Raw genomic sequence first — 20,382 nt, 5'->3', positions numbered from 1 at the left:
ACAGGAGAACGCATGGAGAAGCCCGCTTGTCACACAGCCCGGTTCGCGCGGCCGCTGATTTGCGCGGGCGGCCTGCTTGCACTGCTGATCGCTGCCGATGCCAGCGCCCAGGCCGAAGCCACGCCTCCACGGACCTTCGTGCCCTTGCTGACCGGCTTCGTCGAAGGCGGGATCGGTCACGCCAACCTTACCGGTGACAACGCCAACTGGAACGACCAGTACTTGCGCGGCGGCGTTCACCTGACGCCGAAGGACTACGTCACCGGCGAGATCAGCCACCAGAGCCATTTCGGGGACCAGGGCACCTTCTTTGGCCTGGGCTACACCCGCATCATCGATGACGACTGGTACGCGTTCCTGAGCGCGGGCACCAGCAGTGGCGGCTTCTTCCTGCCCGAAGTGCGCGTCGACGGCATGCTGTTCCGCAAGCTGCTGGAGAAGAAGAACCTCGTCGCCAGCGCCGGCTTTACCTACTACCGCGCGAAGGACGTCTATACCGACAAGGCGCTGCTGCTTGGCCTGACCTACTACTTCGACGCGCCGTGGATCGTCCAGGTCGGCGCCCGGCTCAACCGCAGCGATCCGGGCAACGTGCGCTCCAACCGCGGCACCGTCGCGGTGACCTATGGCCGTGACAAGGACCAGTACATCACGCTGCGATACGACGGCGGACGTGAAGCCTACCAGCTCACTGGCGAGCAAACGGTGCTCAGCGACTTTACCAGCCACGAGGTTTCGCTGAACTGGCGAAAATGGTTCACCAAACGCTACGGCATCAACCTGCGCGCGGTGTACTACGAGAATCCGTCCTACAAGCGCAAGCAGGCAGAGATAGGGTTTTTCGTCGAGTTCTAGCCATGAAAGACGATCGCGGCGAGCCGACCACTGCCTCGGACCCCGGCCGGGCGCTAGGGTTGCACACACTGTCTCTGGCCAGACACCGATCGCTCGATCGCCTGACGCTCTCTCCGTCGACAATGGTCGGCATCGTGCTGGTGCCCGCCCTGTTCAACGCGATCGAATGGCGTCTCAGGGGACAGTTGAGCGCCAACTGGGCCGGCGTGCTCGCTTTCTGGCTCGACAAGCTCGGCATCGAGGGCACCACCGGCGAGCACAACGTGTCGTTCATCTGGTTCAACCTGCCCCTGCCCTATCTGGAAGTCGCGGCCGGCCCGCCTGATGCGCGGACGTGGTGGACAACGCTCGTCGTCACGCTGCTGGCGTGCATACTCGCGCGGTATATCCGCGGCCGCTTTCTGCCGCTTCGTTACCTGCTGCTGTTCGCCATCTGCATCGAAGCCACGGCGCTGATGTACTTTGCCGTCGGCGGAAAGAGCTTTCCGTACACGGTGAGCGGCTACGTCGACAACGGCGTCAAGACGTCCGCCGTCCTGTTGTTCGTGCTGCCCTGGGGGCACGCGCTCGTGTACTACATCTTCGATTTCTCGTGGTCGAGGAAGGTTTTGCTGACCGTCCTGAGCATTGCATTCGTCGTGGTGGCAGTCCCTCTTCAGATGGCGCTGCACGTCTATCTGCTGTCGCGCGGCTCGCTGATGATGATGCCGCTGTTGTCGTTTGTATTCGGCCCGACGCTGATCATACTGGGCTGCATTGCCTTGTATGGCTGGGCGATGAGCTGGGAGCGAAACGTGTCGTGAACCCGGACGCTGCGTCCATGGAACCGCCGAAGGTTCCCGCCGCCAGGGATCGCTTCCCCGGCAGGACGCTCTTTGCGCTGCTGGAGTCGATACGCTTTGGCGAGTACGAAGCCGAAGGAAGATGGGCGCCGACCATGGCCGCCGCCAAGGCCCAGACGCAGGACATTACGTCGGTGGATTCGCGCGAGTACCGGTTCTTTTGCGTCGCGCCGGAGCATTCCGGGGGCTATCGGATCGTGCGCGTCGTACCGTGCTCGAACGCTGTGGGGCGCAACCACACGGTCAATGGCGTACACGTCCGCAGCGACGGCTGACAAGAGCGGCAACCATCCCCCCCAAGGTCGCACTGCCTCTCGACAAAACACTTGCGCACCACACGCGCCGGGCTCAACAATAGCGGGAACATTCATGAGATGCGTTCATGGCGCCCTTCGCGGCGCCTGGACCAGATTCCCCGCAGAGAGCTGCCATGCCCCGCCACAACCTTAACGATCTGCTCGCATTGGTCACTGTCGCGCGCGAGCGGAGCTTCACGCGCGCGGCGGCTCGCCTGGACGTCACGCAATCCGCGTTGAGTCACACCATTCGCAATCTGGAGGCAAGGCTGGGCGTGCGGCTGCTGACGCGCACCACGCGCAGTGTGTCGACGACCGATGCCGGCGAACGGCTGATCCGGTCCATCGGACCCAAGTTCGATGAAATCGAAGCCGACCTCTCCGCTGTGGCCGAGCTTGGGGAGCGCCCGGCAGGCACCATTCGCATCACGTCCGTGGACCATCCAATCGATGCCATCATCTGGCCTCGCCTGGCCAAGGTCTTGCCGCAGTATCCGGACCTCAACGTCGAGCTGACGGTGGACTATGGACTGACCAACATCGTCGGCGAGCGCTACGACATTGGCGTGCGGTTTGGGGACCAGATCGAGAAGGACATGATCGCCGTGCGCATCAGTCCCGACGTGAAGATGGCCATCGCGGCGTCTCCCGCCTATTTCAAGGGCCGCGACAAACCGATGGCACCGCGCGACCTGCTATCGCACCGCTGCATCAACCTGCGGCTCTCCACCAGCGGCGGACTCTACGCATGGGAACTGGCCAAGGGGTCCAAGAAGGTCCAGGCGCGCGTGGAAGGCCAGGTGGTCTGCAATAGCGTCAACCAGATGCTCAATGCCGCCCTCGACGGCTTCGGGCTGGTTTTCCTGCCATTGCCGGTCATCCAGCCTTATGCGGACAAGGGAAAACTGGTCAAGGTCATGGAGGACTGGTGTCCCACGTTCCCTGGTTATCACGCGTTCTATCCCAGCCGCAGGCAGTCGTCGCGGGCGCTCAAGATTGTGATAGACGCCATCCGGCACAAGCCGGACGGCGTTGCCTCGACTAAGCCTGCGAAAGCTGGTCACGGATAGGCAGCGACCGGATCCGTGTTCCCGTCGCCGCGAAGATTGCATTGCAGAGTGCCGGCGCGATGGGCGGCACGGGCGGCTCGCCCACACCGCCGGGTGGCACCGCAAAATCGCCGCCCACCATCCACGTATGGATGGCCCGTGGCGCCATATGCGACCGCAGGATCTCGAAGTCGTGGAAGTTGCTCTGCTGCACGCGGCCGTCCTTGAACGAGATCTCTCCCAGCATCGCCAGGCTGATGCCCATCACGCAGCCGCCTTCCACCTGTGAACGGATGCGCTCCGGGTTGACCTGTGGCCCGCAATCGATCGCCATGTCCACGCGCGGAATGGTGATCTGACCCTTGGCATCCACCGCCACTTCCACCACGGTCGCCACATACGTCACAAAGCTGTAGGCCATGGCAATGCCAAGACCATGACCCTTGGGCAGCTTGCGGCCCCAGTTCGCCCGGCGCGCGGCTTCCTCGATGACGCGGCGCATGCGGCCGGTATCGAGCGGATACACGTCCGGCGATTCGTTGTAGTTCCAGCTATCCGACAGCGTCGCGGGATCGATCTTGCGCGGCGGGCCGATCAGCTCCAGCAGGTAGTCCTTCGGATCGCGACGGGCCTGATGCGCCAGTTCGGCAACAAAGCTCTGTACCGCAAAGGCATGCGGGATGTTGGATACCGAGCGGAACCAGCCGATGCGCGTGTGCGCCGGCACATCGGCGGACTCCAGGCGGATCGACGGAATCTGGAACGGGATGTTGATGGCCGACATCCCCGCTTCAAAGGGGGCCTTGCCCTCCGCGCCGGCCTTGAACGTCGAGGTGATGGTGGGCGCCGCGGACCTGTGCAGCCATGCCGTGGGCTTGCCATTGGCATCCAGCACCGATTCCATGCGCTCGACCGAGACAGTGTGGAAATAGTCGTGGTGAATGTCGTCGTCGCGCGTCCATTGCAGCTTGACCGGCGTGCCGCCGATGGCCTTGGACACCAGCGCTGCCTCGGAAATGAAGTCGGCCATCGACTTGCGGCCGAAGCCGCCGCCCAGCAGTGTCAGATGCAGCGTCACGTCCCTGGCGTCGAGCCCGACGTGCTTCGCCACGCTTTCCAGTGCACCCTGAGGCGCCTGCGACGGCGCCCAGATCTCGCACTTTCCATCGACGAAGCGCGCCGTGGCCACGGGCGTTTCCATCGACGCATGCGCGAGGTGCGGAATGTAGTACTGGGCTGCTACCTTGCGCTGGCCAGCGGCTGCCAACAGTGCGGCCAGGGCATCGCCATCGTTACGCAGCGGCTTGCCGGGCTGCAGCACGGCCGCTTCCAGGGTGCGGCGGAACACGGCGGAATCGTAGCTGGCATTGGCGCCATGATCCCATTCGAGCTTCAGCGCCGCCCTGCCCTGCATCGCCGCCCACGTGTTGGTCGCCACCACGGCAACCCCGCCCACCGGATTGAACAACGGCGGACCGTCATAGCCCTTCAGCTCGACGATGCGCAGGACACCCGGTACCTTCAGCGCGTCGGTGCCATCCACCTTGCGCAGCTTGCCGCCGAACACGGGCGGGCGCGCGATGACGGCGTAGACCATGCCCGGCAGCCGCACGTCGATACCGTAGGTGGCCTTGCCGCGCGCGATATCGCGGCTGTCGGCGGGCATGATCTTGCCCTTGCCGATATAGCGGAATGCATCCGGCTGCTTGAGGCGCAGCTGGTCTTGCTTCGGCACCGGCTGACGCATCGCGGCCTCGGCCAGTTCGCCATAGCCGATCCGCCGGCCGCTTGCCGCGTGAATGACTTCGTGGTTGCGCGCCTGCACTTCGGTGGCCGGCACTTTCCACTGCGCAGCGGCGGCGGCTTCGAGCATGTGCCGTGCCGATGCCCCCACACGACGCATCGGCGCCAGAAAATGCCGCATGCTGCGCGATCCGTCGACGTTCTGGCTGCCATAGCGGGCCTCGTTGGCGTCGGCCTGAACGATCCTGACGCGGCTCCAGTCGGCTTCCATTTCGTCGGCAACCACCATCGGCAGGCTGGTTCGCACGCCCGTGCCCATCTCCGCACGATGCGCCACGATGGTCACGGTGCCATCCCGCGCAATCGAGACGAATACCAGCGGGTTGTCCACGATGCCGCCTGGCATCGCTGCGCCGCCGTACTTCTTGTCAGCCTCCGCCGCGGCTGCCTTGGTAACCAGGCCGCCGAACTGGAGCGACAACGCGAACACCGCGCCCGCCTGCAGCAGACGGCGGCGCGCCGGTTGTTCGAGGGTGTCGAGATCGGTGCGCGTCATGCCTTGGCTCCCGTCTTGTTGGCCGCAAGGCGTGTCGACGCCAGCTTCACCGCCGCATTGATGCGGTTGTAAGTGCCGCAGCGGCAGAGGTTGCCGCTCATTCCGGCGACGATCTGCTCGTCCGTGGGCTTGGGATTCGCTTTCAGCAGCGCAGTGGCGGTCATGATCTGCCCCGCCTGACAGTAGCCGCACTGGGCGACGCCCAGTTCGACCCATGCATCCTGGACGGCCCGGCCTACGCGATCCGATTCCATCGATTCGATCGTGCGCACCTGCTTGGTGCCCACGGCGGAGATGGGCGTGACGCAGGAGCGGACCGGCTGGCCATCGACATGGACGGTGCAGGCGCCGCAAAGCGCCATGCCACAGCCAAACTTGGTGCCCGTGAAGCCCAGCGCATCGCGGAGCGTCCACAGGAGCGGGGTGTCGGACGACAGGTCGACCTCATGAGCCTGGCCGTTGATGTTTATCTTTGTCATGGACGGATGGGAGGCGGGGGACCGGGGAATGGTATCGGATACGCGCCGATTTCATTACGCACCCTGGCTCATTACCGTCATGAACACAGATCATCAATCTGTTTCATGAGACTGGCTCATCAAGGCAACAAGTATTGAGCAGCTAGTCAAGCGACCGCCTTTCTCGCGATGATACGGCCGATGGAAAAACCCGTACCCTCCCAGACCTCACCCTCTCATTCCTCCCAGCCGGCTGCCTACTGGAGCGGCGTATTCGCGATGACGCTCTGCGTATTCGCGCTGATTGCCTCGGAGTTCATGCCCGTGAGCCTGCTGACACCGATGTCGGCGGACCTGCAAGTCACCGAAGGGATGACCGGCCAAGGCATCGCCATCTCCGGCGCCTTTGCGGTCTTCACAAGCCTGTTCATCTCCATCATCGCCGGCAGTGCGAACCGCAAGGCCCTGTTGCTGGGGCTCACGGCGGTCATGGCAGTATCGGGCGCCATCATTGCCGTGGCGCCCAACTACACCGTCTATATGATCGGGCGCGCATTGATCGGCGTCGTCGTCGGCGGCTTCTGGTCGATGTCGGCGGCCACGGCCATCCGCCTGGTCCCGGCGCACCAGGTGCCGCGCGCGCTGGCGATCTTTAATAGTGGCAACGCACTGGCGACCGTCGTCGCGGCCCCGGTCGGTAGCTACCTCGGCGCACTCATCGGCTGGCGCGGTGCGTTCTATTGCCTGGTCCCGATTGCGCTGGTCGCGCTTGCTTGGCAATGGTTCAGCCTTCCCTCGATGCCGGTGCCGACGCCGCCCCACGGGAACGGAAACGTCTTCGCGCACCTGAGGCGCCCGGTCGTCGCGCTGGGCATGCTGGCGGCCGGCGTGTTCTTTTCCGGGCAATTCACGCTGTTCACCTACGTCCGGCCGTTCCTTGAAACGGTCACGCGGGTCGATGCGTCCAGCCTGTCGCTGATCCTGCTGGCGATTGGCGTGGCCGGATTCATCGGGACCATGCTGATCGGCGCGGTACTGACGCGGGCGTTCTACCCCACGCTTGTCATCATCCCGACGCTCATGGCTTCCATTGCGCTCGCACTGATCGGCCTGGGCCATCACACGGCCGCTGTCGTCGTGCTGCTGGCGCTGTGGGGACTGGTGGCAACGGCGGCGCCGGTCGGATGGTGGAGCTGGATTACCCGCACGTTCCCGCACCATGCCGAGGCAGGCGGCGGCCTGATGGTCGCCGTGGTCCAGCTGTCGATCGCACTGGGCTCCACCGTGGGCGGCATCCTGTTCGATCGATACGGCTATCGCAGCACACTCGAAGCCAGCGCATCGCTACTGATTATCGGCGCCATCCTGGCATGGATGACCGCCCGCGCCGCGAAGACGGAGGGGGTCTGGGGTTTCGATGATCGATCCGCTCACGTGCAAGCCGGGGAGGCACGGTGAAGTTTTCAGCTGGCGCCTGGCCCGAACCTGGATAAAGGAAAAGAGGCATTCCGGGGATTTCTGAGCAGATTCAAGAATGTGCCTAAAGGATACTTGGTGCGAAGAATGGGAAATCAGTTCTTCCCCAGAATCAATTGTTTAGGGGCTTTTTGGGGGGATTCTGGGTAATCCCTCCGGGGAGGACTGCCAGGCCCTCGCAAGCGCAGACGGCCGCGCCCTTCCAGCTGCCGGCCGTCACCATTCCGACGGCGCCTCGGCTTCGCGCTTCAGTGCCCACACATCCTGCCGCCGGCTGGAAACTGCCATCGGCATGAGCGACCTGGACGACCTCACCGCCTGGGCCGGCGCCCTCCTGCACAACCTGGCGCCCAGCCAGCGCCGCACCCTCATGCGCGCTGTCGCGGCCGAGCTGCGCCGGCGTCAGACCCTGCGCATCGCCGCCCAGCGCAACCCCGACGGCACCTCCTACGAGCCACGCAAGCCGCGCCTGCGCGCGAAGGCGGGGAGCGTCCGCCGCAAGATGTTCGGAAAGCTGCGGACAGCGCGGTTCATGAAGACGCAGGCGGACGCCAACAGCGCAGCCGTGGAATTCGCCGCCAGCGTCAGACGAATCGCCGCGGTCCACCAGTTCGGCCTACGGGACCGGGTGAACCGCGGCGGCCTGGTGGTGGAGTATGCGCAGCGGGAGCTGCTGGGACTGGCTGACGGGGGATGTGGAGCGGCTGGGGGGATTCGGTGGTGGGGGTGGTGGGGGTGGTGGGGGTGGTGGGGGGATAGGGCGGAGGGCCGTTTTCGACCCTTTGCAGTCCCCCGAGCATTGCAGTGCCACCGACAGCTTTAGGCCGGTGAACGGACATGTAGAGTCGCCGCCCCGGACACCGGAGGTTTGCGATGGGTTGCATCTCAGTTGCGTCAGTTCAACGTTTTGGTCTGCCTGAACGCCGCCAGGATGGCCAGGTCATAGCCGATCTTCAGCAAGCCGCAAGCCAGCAGAGGGGCTCCGGTCCAGCCTATTGCCATGACGCCACCGGCAAGCATCGGGCCGATCGCTGCGGCCAGGCTGCGCGGCACTGCGGTGAGACTTGCTGCCGCACTGCGCTCGGCGGGGGTGACGACTGCCATCACGAACGCCGTTCGCGTTGGCACATCCATCTGGGACAGTGCGCTGCGCGCCAGCAGCAACAGTAGCGTCAGGGACAACGACGGTGCGAACGCCGCCGCAATCAGGAACATGCTGGATGGAATATGCGTGAACACCATGGTGTTCAATAATCCGATTTTCCGGGCGAGCGGCACCGCGGCGAGTTGGGACGCCGTTGTCAGCAGCCCCGCCCAGAAAAAGAATTGTCCTGCTGCACCGGGCGTCATGCCGAAACGCTGCATCAGCCAAAGTGATAGCAAGGCATTGACGACCAGGCCGCCTGCGAATGCATCCACGCTGAACAACATTGCCAGTCGCACGACTATGCGGCGCGCTGGACCTAACGGTGCTGGTGGCGACATTGATTGCGGATGTGGATCGGGCAATCTCGCATAGAGTGCCCACAGTGCGATGCCCGACAGCGTGTAGACGGCGAACATCAGACGCATGGCGTCAAGAGACGATACGCCGGCATGCATGGACATCCAGCCCGGAATGGCTGCGCCAACGCCCCGAACGCTGCGGACAGGGAACCCGCAAGACCGTAGCGTGCAAACAGTGCCGTGCGTGAATCGGATGTCGCCGCCTCGGCCAGTCGTGATTGTTCCAACGGCAGGAACACGCTCACATCGCCCGAGTTTGGGTTCAGTGTGCCGATGAATGCGACGATCAACAGTGGCCATAGCGATGTCAGGCCCGCAAAGGCCGCACCAGTGATTGCCATCAGGACGGCGGCCAACATCAGCAGGCGCCGCTGTGCAAAGCGATGGCCGACAAGTCCAACGAGGATGGTGGCGAGTGCCGAGCCGATCAGCGTGGCACTGCTGATCGCACCCACTGCGAACTGGTCGAAGCCGAGGGCCAGCAGGTACGCGGGCAGGAGCACGGCAATGAAGCCATCGCAGAAGCCACGCAACGAGCGTCCGGCAAGCAGCGGTATGACACTCGCTTCGACACCGGACGGCACGATGAGGCGGGCAAGCATGATGCGCCGTATCAATGGTGCAGCAATGGGTAGACCACCAGACCGATCAATGCTGCGCCAGCAACAATCATCGGCTCTGACAGCGTCTTGAATCTGAGCAGCAGTGCAACCGTGGCGAGCGCAAGCAGGGCAGTCGGGATATCGACAATCGAGCGTTTCGCCAGCACGATCACCGCGCCGGTGATGGCGCCGATGGCCGCTGCTGTTACGCCATCGACGAATGCCAGGATCGCGGGCAGCTTGCCGTATTTCTTGAAGTACGGCGCGGGGAGGACGGTGAACAGGTAGCAGGGCAGAAACGTCGCAGCGGCTGCCACACAGGCGCCAGGGAAGCCCGCCACGAGGTAGCCGATGAAGCCCACGGTGATGACAACGGGGCCGGGCGTGATCATCGCGACGGCTACGGCATCGACAAACTGCTTGTCGTTCAGCCAGTGGTGCTCGGTCACCACGCCGCCGTACAGGAATGGCACGATGGCAAGTCCCGAACCGAACACGAACGCACCTGCCTTGGCAAAGAACACGGCGATCTGCGACAGCAGCGGCCAGTCAACCGTACTCATCATGCCGCCCGCCGCCAGCGGGGTGGCCGCTATCGCATTCAGTCTGCCTTGCCGCAGCCATTTGGGCGGCGCGCGGCAGAACCATACCAGCACGCCAGCCGCGAGGAACAGCCACGCAACCTCCGATTCGGTGATCACCGTCACGGCGACAAGTACGAGATAGATCAGCCAGAGTAGCTTGTCCTTGCCTACGCTCTTCTTGGTCAGCTTGTAGGCGCTGATGGCGATGATGCCGATCACCGCAGCACCCACGCCGTAGAACACCGATTGCATCCAGGGCAGGCCACCGAATCGCACATACGCCCAGCCAAGCGCCAACACCATCAGGAACGAAGGCAGCACGAAGGCGATACCGACCAACGTTGCGCCGAGGATGCGGTAGTGCACATAGCCGAGGTAGATCGCGAGTTGCGCCGCGAGCGGACCCGGTGCGAGTTGCGCCAGCGACAGACCTTCCTTGTAGTCGCCATCGGTGATCCACTGCCGTGCATCGACCAGATCGCGGTGCATGTAGCCGGCAAGCGCTACCGGACCACCGAAACCCAGCGTGCCGAGTTTCAGGAAGTACAACACCAGTTGACGCAACGTGTAGCTGGGAAGATCGTGCGTTGGCTCGACCGAGGCAGATGGCTGGGGCGCGTTCATCTTGTCGTGTGTGGAGTGTGTTGCGGTGATCTGGAAGCCGTCGACCAACTATCGTGTCCTAACGTTTGCGCGCGCTGGAAAAATGCGCATAGAGCGAGTCGAGGACATCACCCATCTCGTCCAGCAAAGCATCGTCATCGGGCAGACGCTCGCGAGCCCCTGCCAATATTGCTTCGAAGCCACTGGCTTCCGCAACGGGCGTGCCGCCGATGTCGAGCACATGCACCATCTGGCCCAGCCGCGCCAGTCCCTTGTTCTCGTCGAGTGCAAAACTGGCGAGCAGCACCTCGAAGGAAACTCGGTCGCCCACATGCGTGAAGACGGCGCCATCGAAGTCGAATCCGAGCGCATCTTCCGGGCACTGGTGTATGTCCTCGAGCCACAGGAAGGTGGCATGGGGATCGATGAAACGCCGGATCAGCCAGGCGCAGGCAACGCGATCCACCCAGAGGTGTTGCCGGGTGGCCCAGCGTCGTCCCTGATACTGCGCCGGGTCACGACGCGGAATACGACCAGTCCCGCCTTGCGGTTCCCCCGGCGACAGCATGATGTCGATGGCCGCGTTGAAATCGCGCCACTGCGACTCGGCACGGGCTGTGGACTCGTTCGGGAAGAAATCGATCTTGCGGATGGCATCGTATTCACGACCATACCGGCGCGTCATCCGCAGCAATTCAGCTTCGTTGGCATCGGCCAACGTTGCGCGCGCGCCGGAGACTTCCGTCATCCAGTCTGCATAATCGGCAGTGCGATCGAACAGCGCGCGGTATTCGGCATCCTGCTCGGGGGTCGTGGCTTGCGCGGAAAGCGTCCAGACCTTGCCATCCTCACTGATCGCGTCTTTAGAGAGCGTCTGCAGAGGCTCACGCAATCCTGCGAGATCGGGCAGCAGATACACCCCGTCGCGTAAGACGGCCGCACCGAGCGCCTTGATGCCGCGCCAGAACCGCATGCGGGCGGTGGCGGCAGAGGTGGGCAGGCTGACGACCAGCAGAACCCATGGGGAGGAGGAAGGAACAGGCGTCATGCGCCCAGCTTAGTGGGGCGTAGCTCCCGTTTCAATGTTGTAGAGATCTCTACAAAAATCCGAATTGGATGGATTAATACGCACATTCTGCAACGACCCGAGTCCGGGCCGCTACCGGAGTGTTTTAGTGGCAGTGACGAATACCCGTACTGTGGTCCACGTGGCACCCTTGGCGATCGGTGCCGCCACTATGCGCGGCGGCAACTCCGGATGCGCAAGCGAGGATAGTGACAAGAACAATAGCGATACGTTTCACGATGTCTCCCTGAGTCGATGTGGCGGTCTTGGTTTGCCGCGCGGCCAAGGTAGCATTGCGCCGCCGTTCAACCATCCCCGCTACGGTAGGGAGTGTGGCAGTCCGGCTACACACTGAGGACGCACGGAAGAAACCAGCCTTGATCGAATTGAGGCTCAAGGCGTGGCGCAGCCCGGCCCAGTAGAGGTTCGAACCGTTGACCCCGAAGATTGACGGGCAATTACATCTTGGCAATAAAACCGGACCGTCGAAGGCGCTGCATAGAATGCCGCGAACAGCTGGGCCTTCCATTGCGACGGCTCTGCTGCGGTCCGCTGCAAGTCTTCCGATCTTCCCTTAGCCCTCGTATATCCATGTCGCCAATCAGTACCAGGCTTCAGTCTTCTCTTCGTCTATCGACAACCGCGCCGCCCAACCGTTGCCCGCCAGGCGAGCAACGTGTGATCTGGTAGTGCTCCAGCGTGCTTGCGCGTAGAGGGCAGGTCGGGTGTCCTGGCGCTTCCCGACCAGGCTTCGGGCGCTTGAGGAGTTTGTGGTGTATCGAGACTGCTGGGCAGCCAATGGCTGCTTAGGGAAAACGGGGACATTCGCGTCCGCTGTGCTGAGTGACTGCTAGTGGCCGAATGCAGCCCCCTCTCGTTGTCACCCCACCCCCCACAACACCCACCCCACCACCCTCCCGCGCGCCTGAGGCACGCTGGAGGGTATGCATTCCGCTGAGCTTTCCCGCCTTCTCGCCAACCTTATTCGCCTCGGCTCTGTCGTCGAGGTACGCCACGCACGGCCTCCGCGCGTGCGCGTCCGGTCTGGCGGCAATACCACCGACTGGCTGCCCTGGATTGAGTGTCGCGCCGGCGCAACGCGGACGTGGTCGCCGCCGACCGTCGGGGAGCAGGTCGTGCTGCTCTGCCCCAGCGGCGAGCTGCGCAACGGGGTGGTGCTGTGCGGCATCCCGTCCGATCACGTTGACACGCCGAGCCATAGCGCCACCGAGACCGTCACGGTCTACCCGGACGGCGCGACAACTTTCTACGACCACGCCAGCAGCACGCTGACGGTCGCCGGCGTGCACCGGGTCATCCTGGAGGCCGCCGCCAGCGTGCTGGTGTCCTGCCCGGACACGACGTTCACCGGCGATGTGACCGTAAGGGGCCTGCTGTCCTACCAGAACGGCATCGCCGGGCATGGCGGCGAGCACGGCAACGTGATCAGCGGCGCCCTGACGCACCAGGGCGGCGCGCTGTCGTCCAACGGCGTCGTCCTACATGAACACGACCACGGCGGCATCCGACGTGGCGGCGACCGGACGGACGGCCCGCGATGAGCTACGTCGGCCTGAACCGCGCCACCGGCGGCGCCATCGCAGATCTGCCTGCACCGCAGGGACGCTCTCAACGTCCTGCGGGAGATTCCTGACGCGTTCGTCGACCTGTTCTTCACCGACCCGCCCTGGCAGCTACCGAGCCTGACCGACGCCGTCCAGGCCGCCGGCTTCATCTGGCGTGGCGTCCCCGTTTGGGACAAGACGCCCGACGGCGCCAGGCCCCGCACGGGGGCTTTGTCATCTCGCCGCCGTTTCTGCTAGGCGCCAAAAACGCGCCCGCTCTGGCACGCCAGCCAGCGTCGCTAACTCTCTCCGTACGCCCGCGGCTGCAGTTACTACTACAACGCCCCCACCGGCTCGACCGTCACAAAAAACAACTTCATGACCGGCACCGCTGAGTAGCGGATCCGCAGTCCGTCTCGATCCAGTATCACCGGCTCGGGGTCGTCCTTGTTGCGCTTGATGTTTGAGCCAAGCTGTTTGGTCGCTCTGTTAAACCAATCTGCGCTCCCTCCTTGTCTACCTTTTTCCATCCAGTCGGGGAAAGTGTTGGCAAGGACGGACGCAACCAGAACGGCCGTCTCTATTGCGCCCGCTTTGTCATCACTGGCGATCCCGAACATCATCGTGTAACTGCGGAGGTCGGCTTTCTCACCGATCGTTTCGAGATGCAGGTGGGGGTTCAGGCGAATCGACTCACGTGGGCTTCCGTCGCGCAGCGGAACACTCGCAGAGCGCTCCAGGACAGGAAGATCCCCCAGGATCTGAAGGGTACTGCGTCCGATGGTCGCCGTGCCGGTGGAGGCCGACGGCTCTTTGTCGGGGCCTGTCGCCTTTTCCGTCGATTGGGTGGACTCTTGCGCCTCAGGTTTTGAACTTCCCTCGTCCGCGCATTGGGCCAGTATGCCGATGACGATGACCGCCGCCACGACGCCTTTGAGCACGGCTGTGCGGTTCGACTTCCTTCTGACGCCACAGTGCGGGCATGCCCGTGCCTTGTCAGAGATCTCTCTGTTGCATTCGCCGCAGTTAACCAAAGCCATTTCGATACGTCCTCCTATGTCCAACGTGCCTGCACAGTGCTGAGCGTGCAGCGTGAGTTGGGTTGTTGACCGTGGGGAACCAATGAGGCCACGGCCTGCTAGGGGGCGCTTGAAAACGGTTTACAGCTGGATCGAACGAAGCATGAACTCCGCCAATGTCATGGGGCTTCTTTGGGGGAATTTTGGGGGCGAGGCAAAAATTATATGTGATTCTTGAAGGGAAATCCGGGGGGTGCTGTGAACGCATAACACCCGCAAATCCTTCTGGGACAAGGCATTCCGGGAATTTCAGAGCAGATGCACGAATGTGCTCTACAGGATACTTGGTGCGAGGGAGGGGACTCGAACCCCTACACCATTGCTGGCGTCAGGACCTAAACCTGGTGCGTCTACCAATTTCGCCACCCTCGCAGTCCTGGGACCGGATCGCAAAGCAGGTTCGCAAAGCAAAAAAGGCGGCTTGAGCTGCCCGCCTTTCTTGATTTGGCTTGCTTTTGGCGCCTGGCGCGCCGGGATCCGGTTCGTGCCGCTGGCTTGACTTCTGGCCGCGGCGCGATAAGGAAGCGGATTGTAGCGCAAGGCGGACAGGGAATCCAGCCCCCTGCCCCGCCCTGGCGGCCGCCTCCGCCGGGTTACTGGCGGGCGCGGATGAAGGCGATCACCAGCACGGTGGCGCAGGCCTCCAGCGCGGCCACGAAGTACAGGCCGGACGAGAGCTGGCCGGTGGTGGTCTTGAACCAGCCAATCATGTACGGCGCCACGAACCCGGCCAGGTTGCCGATGGAGTTGATCAGCGCGATGCCGCCGGCGGCGGCGGTGCCGGCCAGGAAGGCGGACGGCAGCGACCAGAACACGGGGAAGGCGGCCAGGATGCCGATCGACGCGACGGTCAGCGCGATCAGGGCCAGCACGGCGCTATGGAGCCAGAGGCCGGTCAGCGTCAGGCCCACGGCGGCCAGCAGCGTGGCCAGCGCGCAGTGCATGCGCCGCTCGCCGGTGCGGTCCGAGTGGATGCCGTTGAGCACCATGGCGATCGTCCCCGCCACGAACGGGATGGCCGACACCAGCCCGATCTGCAGGTTGCCGTGGACGCCCAGTTCCTTGATGATCGACGGCGACCAGAACGCGATGGTCGCGTTGCCGCTCACCACGCAGAAGTAGATCGCGGCGCAGATCCAGACCCGGGCGTTGGCAAACGCGTCCTTCAGGTGCGAATGCTTGGCCGGGTCGCGCGCCTCGGCCTCCACGTCGCTCGTGACGATGGCCTGCTCCCGGGCGTTGAGCCAGCCCGCGTTGGCCGGCTTCTCGGGCAGCCACGCCAGCACGGCAAAGCCCGCCAGCACCGACGGAATGCCTTCGATCACGAACAGCCACTGCCAGTTGGCCAAGCCGTCCACGCCATCCATCGCGCTCATGATGAAGCCCGCCAGCGGCCCGCCAATCACGCCCGCGATGGCGAACGACGTCATGAACAGCCCGTTGATGCGCGCCCGCCGCGCGGCCGGGAACCAGTACGTGAGGTACAGCACCACGCCCGGAAAGAAGCCGGCCTCGAAGATGCCGAGCAGGAAGCGCAGCGCGTAGAACTGGCCGGGCGTCTTGACGAAGATCATCGCCATCGACGCCAGCCCCCAGAGGATGGTGATCCGCGCCAGCGTCTTGCGGGCGCCGATCTTCTCCAGCAGCAGGTTGCTCGGCACCTCGAACAGGAAGTAGCCGATGAAGAAAATGCCCGCGCCCAGGCCGTAGACGGCCTCGCTGAACTGCAGGTCCTGCAGCATCTGGAGCTTGGCAAAGCCCACGTTGACGCGGTCGATCCACGCCAGGATGAACAGGAAGACGAGGAACGGGATCAGGCGCACGGTGATCTTGCGGTACGCCTCGTTGCGTTGCTGCGCCAGTTCCGCTGGCGGCAGGTTCTCCAGGGCGCCCGGGGCGCCGGTCATCACGGAAGACATCGGTGACTACTCCTTGGGTGTGGTGGGTGGGACACCGCTACATTGGCGGCGTCCTCGCGCAGTGCGCTGTGCTGGCGCGTGCGTGCCGGGCAGGTGGGAAGCTGCCCGTCGGTGCGGGAATCGGGGACCGCGCGGCCGGGCCGGGCCGGCCGCGGGGCGCCTCAGCCCAGCGCCTGTTCGATGGCGGCCGATACCTGCAGCACGCGGGCATCGCTGCCCGTCACGCCGCAGACGCCGAGCCCCATGCCCTCGCCCATCGGCAGTGACGTGGCGCAACCGTCCAGGAAGTTGATGACGCTCGGGTTGCGCAGCACCAGGCCGTTGATCGCGAAGAAATCCTCGTCGCGCGTCAGCGCGTCCAGGCGCGGCGGGCGCACCGCCACGCTCGGCATCAGCCAGGCGTCGGCATCGCGCAGCAGCCAGGCCGCGCGCTGCTGCATCGCGCGGCGCTCTTCCAGCAGCACGATGTAGTCCGCGGCGCTCAGCTTCTCGCCACGGCGGATGCGCTGCGCCACGCGCGGGTCGTACTGGTCGCCACGCTCGGCCAGCAGCGTCCGGTGCCACGTCCACGCCTCGGCGGCGGTCAGGCCCCCGGCGGCGTTGATCTCGGGCAGGCGCCGCAGCTCGGGGAAATCGAATGGCACGATCTGGGCGCCCTGGGCCGACAGCCGCTGCACGGCCGCCTCGAATGCCTGGCCGACCTCGGCGTCGATGCCGTCGAACACGAAGTCGCGCGTCACGTACAGGCGCAGGCCGCGCAGCGGCGCCGGCCGGGTGTCCAGCGTCTCGCCGCTCAGCACCGCATCCATCGCCGCGCAGCACGCCACCGAGCGGGCCAGCGGGCCGGCCGAATCGAGCGAGGTCGACAGCGGCACGCCGCCGTCCAGCGGCACGCGCCGCGCGGTGGGCTTGAAGCCGGTCAGGCCGCAGAACGCCGACGGAATGCGGATCGACCCGCCCGTATCGGTACCCAGCGCCGCCACAGCCATCTGCCCGGCCACGCTGACCGCGCCGCCCGACGTCGAGCCGCCGCTGATCCGATCCGGATCGAACGGCGTGCGCGGCGTGCCGTAGTGCGGGTTCAGGCCCAGCCCGGAGAACGCAAACTCGCTCATGTTGGTCCGGCCGATCAGCACCGCGCCGGCCGCCCGCAGGCGCGCCACGGCCACCGCGTCGGCCTGCGCCGGGGCATTGCCGTCCAGCGCCTTGGCGCCCGCCCGCGTCACCTGGCCGCGAACGTCGAACAGGTCCTTGATCGACACCGGCAGGCCGGCCAGCGGCGACGCCACCATGCCGGCCGCGCGGGCCTGGTCGGCGGCGCGGGCCTGCGCCAGCGCGCCGTCGGCATCCACGGTCAGGAAGGCGGTGCCGCCGGCCTGGCGGTGGCTGTCGATCCGGGCCAGCGCCTGCTCGGTCAGCGCGACGCTCGTGGTGCGGCCGGCCGCCAGCGCGGCGGCAAGGTCGGCAATGGTCGGGGCGGTCATCGTCATCGTGGTTCGCTCTCTCGGTTACGAAATGGGCAGGAAAGTGGGCAGGAAAGTGAGCTGTCTTACTCGGCCACGGCCAGCGTTTCCACGCGGTAGGCGTGGCGCAGGCTGCGGTTGCGCACGGGGTCATGCAGTTCGACTTCGAACGATTCGCCATGACCCATCTCGCCGATCACGGCCTGGGTGCCGCAGAACATCGCCGTGCCCGGCGGCAGCTGGTCCTCGCCGGTCAGGCGGCCAATCAGGTCGCGCGGGTCCAGCAGGCGCGTGACCTTGCCCTCCTGGTACAGCGCGCGCTGGCCGTCGCGCACGCGCCAGCAGCGCATCTCCAGCGCGTCCCAATGGTCGGCCACCTCGTCGAACCGCCACACTTCGCGGCCCATCGGCTTGGCGCACATCTGCTTGGACACGGTCACGTCGTACGCCTCGACCTTGCGGTCGGTGTGGTCCGAGCCGATGCCGATGTACAGCGCGTCCGGGCCCTGCAGCAGCACGAACTCGGTCTCGCCCGACGAATCGTCGCGCGGCACTTCCAGCACGTCGGCGGTGGTCAGCAGTTGCGCGGCCAGCGGGTAGAACGTGGGCACCGTGGCGGGCGGCTTCACGCCGATGGCCTTCAGCTCGTCGATATGGTGCTGCACGGCGTCGCGGTCGCGGCCGGTCCAGCCGGCGATGATCAGTCGTTCGATGTCGAGGGCGAGTGCGCCCCCGCCGGCTACCTGGAGTTGCAGAGTCGGCATGGCTTGCTACCTTGTTGCGAGGAAAAGAAGTCGGTCAGAGGGTCCGGATGATGTTCTTCCGGAATTCGTCGATATGCGCGCGGATCGCGTCGCGCACGGCCGGCACGTCGCGCCGCTCCAGCGCATCCACGATCTCCAGGTGCTCCTGGTAGACGTTCTCAAGATGCTGCGGGTCGGAAAGCGACAGGAACCAGAAACGGGCCTGCTTCTCGTGCAGGCCACGTAGCAGTTCGGCCAGAACGCGGTTGCGCGACGCGGCGGACATCGCGGTATGGAATTTCAGGTCCAGCGACGCCAGCGCGGGAATGTCGCGCCGGGCGATCAGGTCGGGCGAACGGTCGACGATGTCGCGCATCGCCTTGAAATCGCTGTCGTGGCCGCGCTCGCAGGCCAGCGTGGCGCACAGCACCTCGTTGGTGGCGCGGACCTCGATCATGTCCAGCACCTCGTTCAGCGACAGCGGCGTCACCAGCACGCCCTTGCGCGGCAGGATCGACACCAGCCCTTCCACTTCCAGCCGATGCAGCGCCTGGTGAACCGGCGTGCGGCCCAGGCCCAGCAGCGCGGCCACCTGCGCCTCGTTCAGCGGCTCGCCGGGCCGGAACTCGCACGCGATGATGCGGCGCTTGATCTCGGTGTACGCCTGCTCGCGCAGCGCGGCGCCGCTCTGGGCGGCCGTCGGCGGCGCGGACGTTGCCGCTTCGGCGCTAGAGTCGGCGTTGCCGACGAGTCGGATGGGATTGGCCACGGGCACTGCCTGGGTCGTTTGAAGTTGTTGTGATACTAGTGTGATATTTCACTGACGGCAAGGCGGGGCGACGTAGGGGTAAACGCGCAGAACCTTGTCAGCACTAGGCGCGCGGGGTGGCGCCGCGTATCATGGGCCACCCGTCACGAATCGATAATCGATTCATCCATATCTTGGTGCAATATGCTTCCATCGTGGTGCAGCGGGTCACGACGATGGTGCCCGCCGCCAACATGCAAGCCACTGAAGACCGTCCCGATCCCCTGTTCAACCAGTCGCTGGAAAAAGGCCTGGAGGCACTGCGGGCGTTCAGCGCCGTCCACCGCACGCTGACCCTGGCCGAACTGGCCGCGCTGACCGGCATGAGCAAGAGTTCGGCACAGCGCACGGTCCATACGCTGGAGCGCCTTGGCTACGTCGACAAGCACCCGCAGACGCGCCGCTTCCGGCTGACGCCGAAGGTCATGGAGATCGGCTACAACTACCTGGCCGCCGACGCGCTGATTCCCATCGCCAGCCCGTACCTGTCGCAGTTGGCCAATGCCAGCGGCGAGACGGCCAACCTGACCGAGCCGGTGGGGCTGGACATGGTCTACGTGGCGCAGTTGATGACCGCCAAGCACATGCCCGTGCTGACGCCCGTGGGCATGCGGATTCCGATGTACTGCACGAGTTCGGGCCGCGCCTATCTCAGCAAGCTGCCCGACGCGCAGGTGCGCGCCATGCTGGAAGCATCCACGCGGGCGCCACGCACGCCGGCAACGCTGACCGACGTCGACGCGATCTTCGAGGCGGTAGTGGCCTGCCGGACGGTCGGCTACGCGTGCAACGAGGAGGAACTGTTCCTGGGCGACATGGGCATCGGCGCGCCGATTGTGAACAGCCGCGGCGAGGCTGTCGGCGCGGTCCACGTCTCCCCGCCCGCCAGCCGCTGGACAATGGCCGACGCCCAACGCCGCCTCGGCCCGCTGGTGATCGAGTGCGCGTGGGCGATTTCAAGGTCGATCGGGCATTAGGCGGGGTTCGTCATTCGGCATGAGGATTTTCTCCCCTCTCCCGCCTGCGGGAGAGGGGTTGGGGGAGAGGGCCAGCGCATCAAACTGAGACCGGTCGGCAAGCAGAGCCTCAACGCCCTCACCCCCGGCCCCTCTCCCGCACGGCGGGAGAGGGGAGCAAAAAATCACAGCGGGAGGGGGCAAAAAACTACT

17 protein-coding genes, 1 tRNA gene and 3 pseudogenes are annotated in these 20,382 nt (G+C 65.0%); 9 read left to right on the top strand and 12 right to left on the bottom strand.

Annotated features, from left to right (window positions below; all coding sequences use genetic code 11):
- Positions 1 to 12: 12 nt before the first annotated feature.
- From EPAKOI_RS06950 to EPAKOI_RS06935, 4 genes are all read left to right on the top strand, one after another.
- Positions 13 to 855, top strand: coding sequence for a YaiO family outer membrane beta-barrel protein (locus tag EPAKOI_RS06950; protein ID WP_313837797.1), 843 nt, complete (start codon positions 13 to 15; stop codon positions 853 to 855).
- Between the two features lie 2 nt (positions 856 to 857).
- On the top strand, positions 858 to 1,658 hold the full coding sequence (locus tag EPAKOI_RS06945) for a hypothetical protein (RefSeq protein ID WP_423193352.1): 801 nt from the start codon (positions 858 to 860) through the stop codon (positions 1,656 to 1,658).
- A gap of 17 nt (positions 1,659 to 1,675) precedes the next feature.
- A complete protein-coding gene (locus EPAKOI_RS06940) occupies positions 1,676 to 1,972 on the top strand; it encodes a hypothetical protein (protein WP_423193351.1) in 297 nt (98 codons plus the stop codon).
- A 155-nt stretch (positions 1,973 to 2,127) separates the two neighbouring features.
- Positions 2,128 to 3,063, top strand: a complete 936-nt coding sequence (locus EPAKOI_RS06935; protein WP_423193350.1) for a LysR family transcriptional regulator — start codon at positions 2,128 to 2,130, stop codon at positions 3,061 to 3,063.
- On the opposite strand, the gene EPAKOI_RS06930 is transcribed toward EPAKOI_RS06935, so the two are convergent.
- Complete coding sequence (locus EPAKOI_RS06930; protein ID WP_423193349.1) at positions 3,035 to 5,341, bottom strand: molybdopterin cofactor-binding domain-containing protein; 2,307 nt, start codon at positions 5,339 to 5,341, stop codon at positions 3,035 to 3,037. The two genes, EPAKOI_RS06935 and EPAKOI_RS06930, sit on opposite strands and share 29 nt — an antisense overlap.
- Entirely contained in the window at positions 5,338 to 5,820 is a 483-nt protein-coding gene (locus EPAKOI_RS06925) for a (2Fe-2S)-binding protein (protein WP_124684400.1), read from the bottom strand. Before EPAKOI_RS06925 ends, EPAKOI_RS06930 begins: the two co-directional genes overlap by 4 nt.
- A gap of 180 nt (positions 5,821 to 6,000) precedes the next feature.
- Here EPAKOI_RS06925 and EPAKOI_RS06920 point away from each other — a divergent pair, with 180 nt between their 5' ends.
- Together EPAKOI_RS06920 and EPAKOI_RS06915 are read left to right on the top strand one after the other, a co-directional pair.
- Positions 6,001 to 7,257: an MFS transporter gene (locus EPAKOI_RS06920; RefSeq protein ID WP_423193348.1), complete on the top strand. Its 1,257-nt coding sequence runs from the start codon at positions 6,001 to 6,003 to the stop codon at positions 7,255 to 7,257.
- A 310-nt stretch (positions 7,258 to 7,567) separates the two neighbouring features.
- A pseudogene (locus tag EPAKOI_RS06915) lies at positions 7,568 to 7,963 on the top strand (phage virion morphogenesis protein); the annotation flags it as partial.
- Positions 7,964 to 8,169: 206 nt separating this feature from the next.
- Here the strand turns inward: EPAKOI_RS06915 and EPAKOI_RS06910 are convergent.
- The 4 genes and pseudogenes from EPAKOI_RS06910 to EPAKOI_RS06895 all read right to left on the bottom strand — a co-directional run bounded on the left by EPAKOI_RS06910 (position 8,170) and on the right by EPAKOI_RS06895 (position 11,949).
- Positions 8,170 to 9,383 (bottom strand): annotated as a pseudogene (locus tag EPAKOI_RS06910) (MFS transporter).
- A gap of 11 nt (positions 9,384 to 9,394) precedes the next feature.
- Positions 9,395 to 10,591, bottom strand: a complete 1,197-nt coding sequence (locus tag EPAKOI_RS06905; protein WP_423193496.1) for a chromate transporter — start codon at positions 10,589 to 10,591, stop codon at positions 9,395 to 9,397.
- A 58-nt stretch (positions 10,592 to 10,649) separates the two neighbouring features.
- The gene (locus EPAKOI_RS06900; RefSeq protein WP_423193347.1) at positions 10,650 to 11,618 is read right to left on the bottom strand and encodes a chromate resistance protein ChrB domain-containing protein; all 969 of its coding nucleotides are present in this window, start codon (positions 11,616 to 11,618) and stop codon (positions 10,650 to 10,652) included.
- Between the two features lie 124 nt (positions 11,619 to 11,742).
- Positions 11,743 to 11,949: a YHYH domain-containing protein gene (locus EPAKOI_RS06895; protein WP_423193495.1), complete on the bottom strand. Its 207-nt coding sequence runs from the start codon at positions 11,947 to 11,949 to the stop codon at positions 11,743 to 11,745.
- A gap of 631 nt (positions 11,950 to 12,580) precedes the next feature.
- On the opposite strand from EPAKOI_RS06895, the gene EPAKOI_RS06890 reads away from it, so the two are divergent.
- Both EPAKOI_RS06890 and EPAKOI_RS06885 read left to right on the top strand, forming a co-directional pair.
- The gene (locus EPAKOI_RS06890) at positions 12,581 to 13,198 is read left to right on the top strand and encodes a phage baseplate assembly protein V (RefSeq protein ID WP_313837804.1); all 618 of its coding nucleotides are present in this window, start codon (positions 12,581 to 12,583) and stop codon (positions 13,196 to 13,198) included.
- Positions 13,199 to 13,240: 42 nt separating this feature from the next.
- Positions 13,241 to 13,453, top strand: a pseudogene (locus tag EPAKOI_RS06885) (hypothetical protein); the annotation flags it as partial.
- Between the two features lie 83 nt (positions 13,454 to 13,536).
- On the opposite strand, the gene EPAKOI_RS06880 reads toward EPAKOI_RS06885, so the two are convergent.
- The 6 genes from EPAKOI_RS06880 to EPAKOI_RS06855 all read right to left on the bottom strand — a co-directional run bounded on the left by EPAKOI_RS06880 (position 13,537) and on the right by EPAKOI_RS06855 (position 19,174).
- Positions 13,537 to 14,241 (bottom strand): hypothetical protein, encoded by a 705-nt coding sequence (locus EPAKOI_RS06880; RefSeq protein ID WP_423193346.1) that lies wholly within the window; start codon positions 14,239 to 14,241, stop codon positions 13,537 to 13,539.
- Positions 14,242 to 14,565: 324 nt separating this feature from the next.
- Positions 14,566 to 14,652, bottom strand: a tRNA-Leu gene (locus EPAKOI_RS06875).
- Positions 14,653 to 14,873: 221 nt separating this feature from the next.
- On the bottom strand, positions 14,874 to 16,199 hold the full coding sequence (locus EPAKOI_RS06870) for an MFS transporter (protein ID WP_423193345.1): 1,326 nt from the start codon (positions 16,197 to 16,199) through the stop codon (positions 14,874 to 14,876).
- Between the two features lie 161 nt (positions 16,200 to 16,360).
- Positions 16,361 to 17,683 carry an amidase gene (locus EPAKOI_RS06865; protein WP_423193494.1) on the bottom strand — a complete coding sequence of 441 codons (1,323 nt, stop codon included), beginning with the start codon at positions 17,681 to 17,683 and terminating at the stop codon, positions 16,361 to 16,363.
- Between the two features lie 65 nt (positions 17,684 to 17,748).
- Positions 17,749 to 18,426: a DUF2848 domain-containing protein gene (locus EPAKOI_RS06860; RefSeq protein WP_313837807.1), complete on the bottom strand. Its 678-nt coding sequence runs from the start codon at positions 18,424 to 18,426 to the stop codon at positions 17,749 to 17,751.
- Positions 18,427 to 18,460: 34 nt separating this feature from the next.
- Positions 18,461 to 19,174 carry a GntR family transcriptional regulator gene (locus EPAKOI_RS06855; protein ID WP_423193344.1) on the bottom strand — a complete coding sequence of 238 codons (714 nt, stop codon included), beginning with the start codon at positions 19,172 to 19,174 and terminating at the stop codon, positions 18,461 to 18,463.
- A gap of 233 nt (positions 19,175 to 19,407) precedes the next feature.
- Between EPAKOI_RS06855 and EPAKOI_RS06850 the strand changes: the two genes are divergently transcribed.
- A complete protein-coding gene (locus tag EPAKOI_RS06850; RefSeq protein WP_313837881.1) occupies positions 19,408 to 20,190 on the top strand; it encodes an IclR family transcriptional regulator in 783 nt (260 codons plus the stop codon).
- Positions 20,191 to 20,382: the final 192 nt, after the last annotated feature.

This window comes from Cupriavidus sp. H18C2, from assembly GCF_049393795.1.
Lineage (GTDB): Bacteria > Pseudomonadota > Gammaproteobacteria > Burkholderiales > Burkholderiaceae > Cupriavidus > Cupriavidus pauculus_C.
The sequence above is the reverse complement of the archived record's forward strand: the minus strand, read 5'-3'. Positions and strand labels throughout refer to the sequence as shown.

Bases quoted from the DNA above. Each gene is read 5' to 3' on its own strand.
- EPAKOI_RS06870 (WP_423193345.1), bottom strand. From the start codon at position 16,199: ATGTCTTCCGTGATGACCGGCGCCCCGGGCGCCCTGGAGAACCTGCCG.
- EPAKOI_RS06860 (WP_313837807.1), bottom strand. From the start codon at position 18,426: ATGCCGACTCTGCAACTCCAGGTAGCCGGCGGGGGCGCACTCGCCCTC.
- EPAKOI_RS06895 (WP_423193495.1), bottom strand. From the start codon at position 11,949: ATGGTTGAACGGCGGCGCAATGCTACCTTGGCCGCGCGGCAAACCAAG.
- EPAKOI_RS06850 (WP_313837881.1), top strand. From the start codon at position 19,408: ATGCAAGCCACTGAAGACCGTCCCGATCCCCTGTTCAACCAGTCGCTG.
- EPAKOI_RS06950 (WP_313837797.1), top strand. From the start codon at position 13: ATGGAGAAGCCCGCTTGTCACACAGCCCGGTTCGCGCGGCCGCTGATT.
- EPAKOI_RS06865 (WP_423193494.1), bottom strand. From the start codon at position 17,683: ATGACCGCCCCGACCATTGCCGACCTTGCCGCCGCGCTGGCGGCCGGC.
- EPAKOI_RS06930 (WP_423193349.1), bottom strand. From the start codon at position 5,341: ATGACGCGCACCGATCTCGACACCCTCGAACAACCGGCGCGCCGCCGT.
- EPAKOI_RS06940 (WP_423193351.1), top strand. From the start codon at position 1,676: ATGGAACCGCCGAAGGTTCCCGCCGCCAGGGATCGCTTCCCCGGCAGG.
- EPAKOI_RS06925 (WP_124684400.1), bottom strand. From the start codon at position 5,820: ATGACAAAGATAAACATCAACGGCCAGGCTCATGAGGTCGACCTGTCG.
- EPAKOI_RS06920 (WP_423193348.1), top strand. From the start codon at position 6,001: ATGGAAAAACCCGTACCCTCCCAGACCTCACCCTCTCATTCCTCCCAG.
- EPAKOI_RS06890 (WP_313837804.1), top strand. From the start codon at position 12,581: ATGCATTCCGCTGAGCTTTCCCGCCTTCTCGCCAACCTTATTCGCCTC.
- EPAKOI_RS06935 (WP_423193350.1), top strand. From the start codon at position 2,128: ATGCCCCGCCACAACCTTAACGATCTGCTCGCATTGGTCACTGTCGCG.
- EPAKOI_RS06945 (WP_423193352.1), top strand. From the start codon at position 858: ATGAAAGACGATCGCGGCGAGCCGACCACTGCCTCGGACCCCGGCCGG.
- EPAKOI_RS06900 (WP_423193347.1), bottom strand. From the start codon at position 11,618: ATGACGCCTGTTCCTTCCTCCTCCCCATGGGTTCTGCTGGTCGTCAGC.
- EPAKOI_RS06905 (WP_423193496.1), bottom strand. From the start codon at position 10,591: ATGAACGCGCCCCAGCCATCTGCCTCGGTCGAGCCAACGCACGATCTT.
- EPAKOI_RS06880 (WP_423193346.1), bottom strand. From the start codon at position 14,241: ATGGCTTTGGTTAACTGCGGCGAATGCAACAGAGAGATCTCTGACAAG.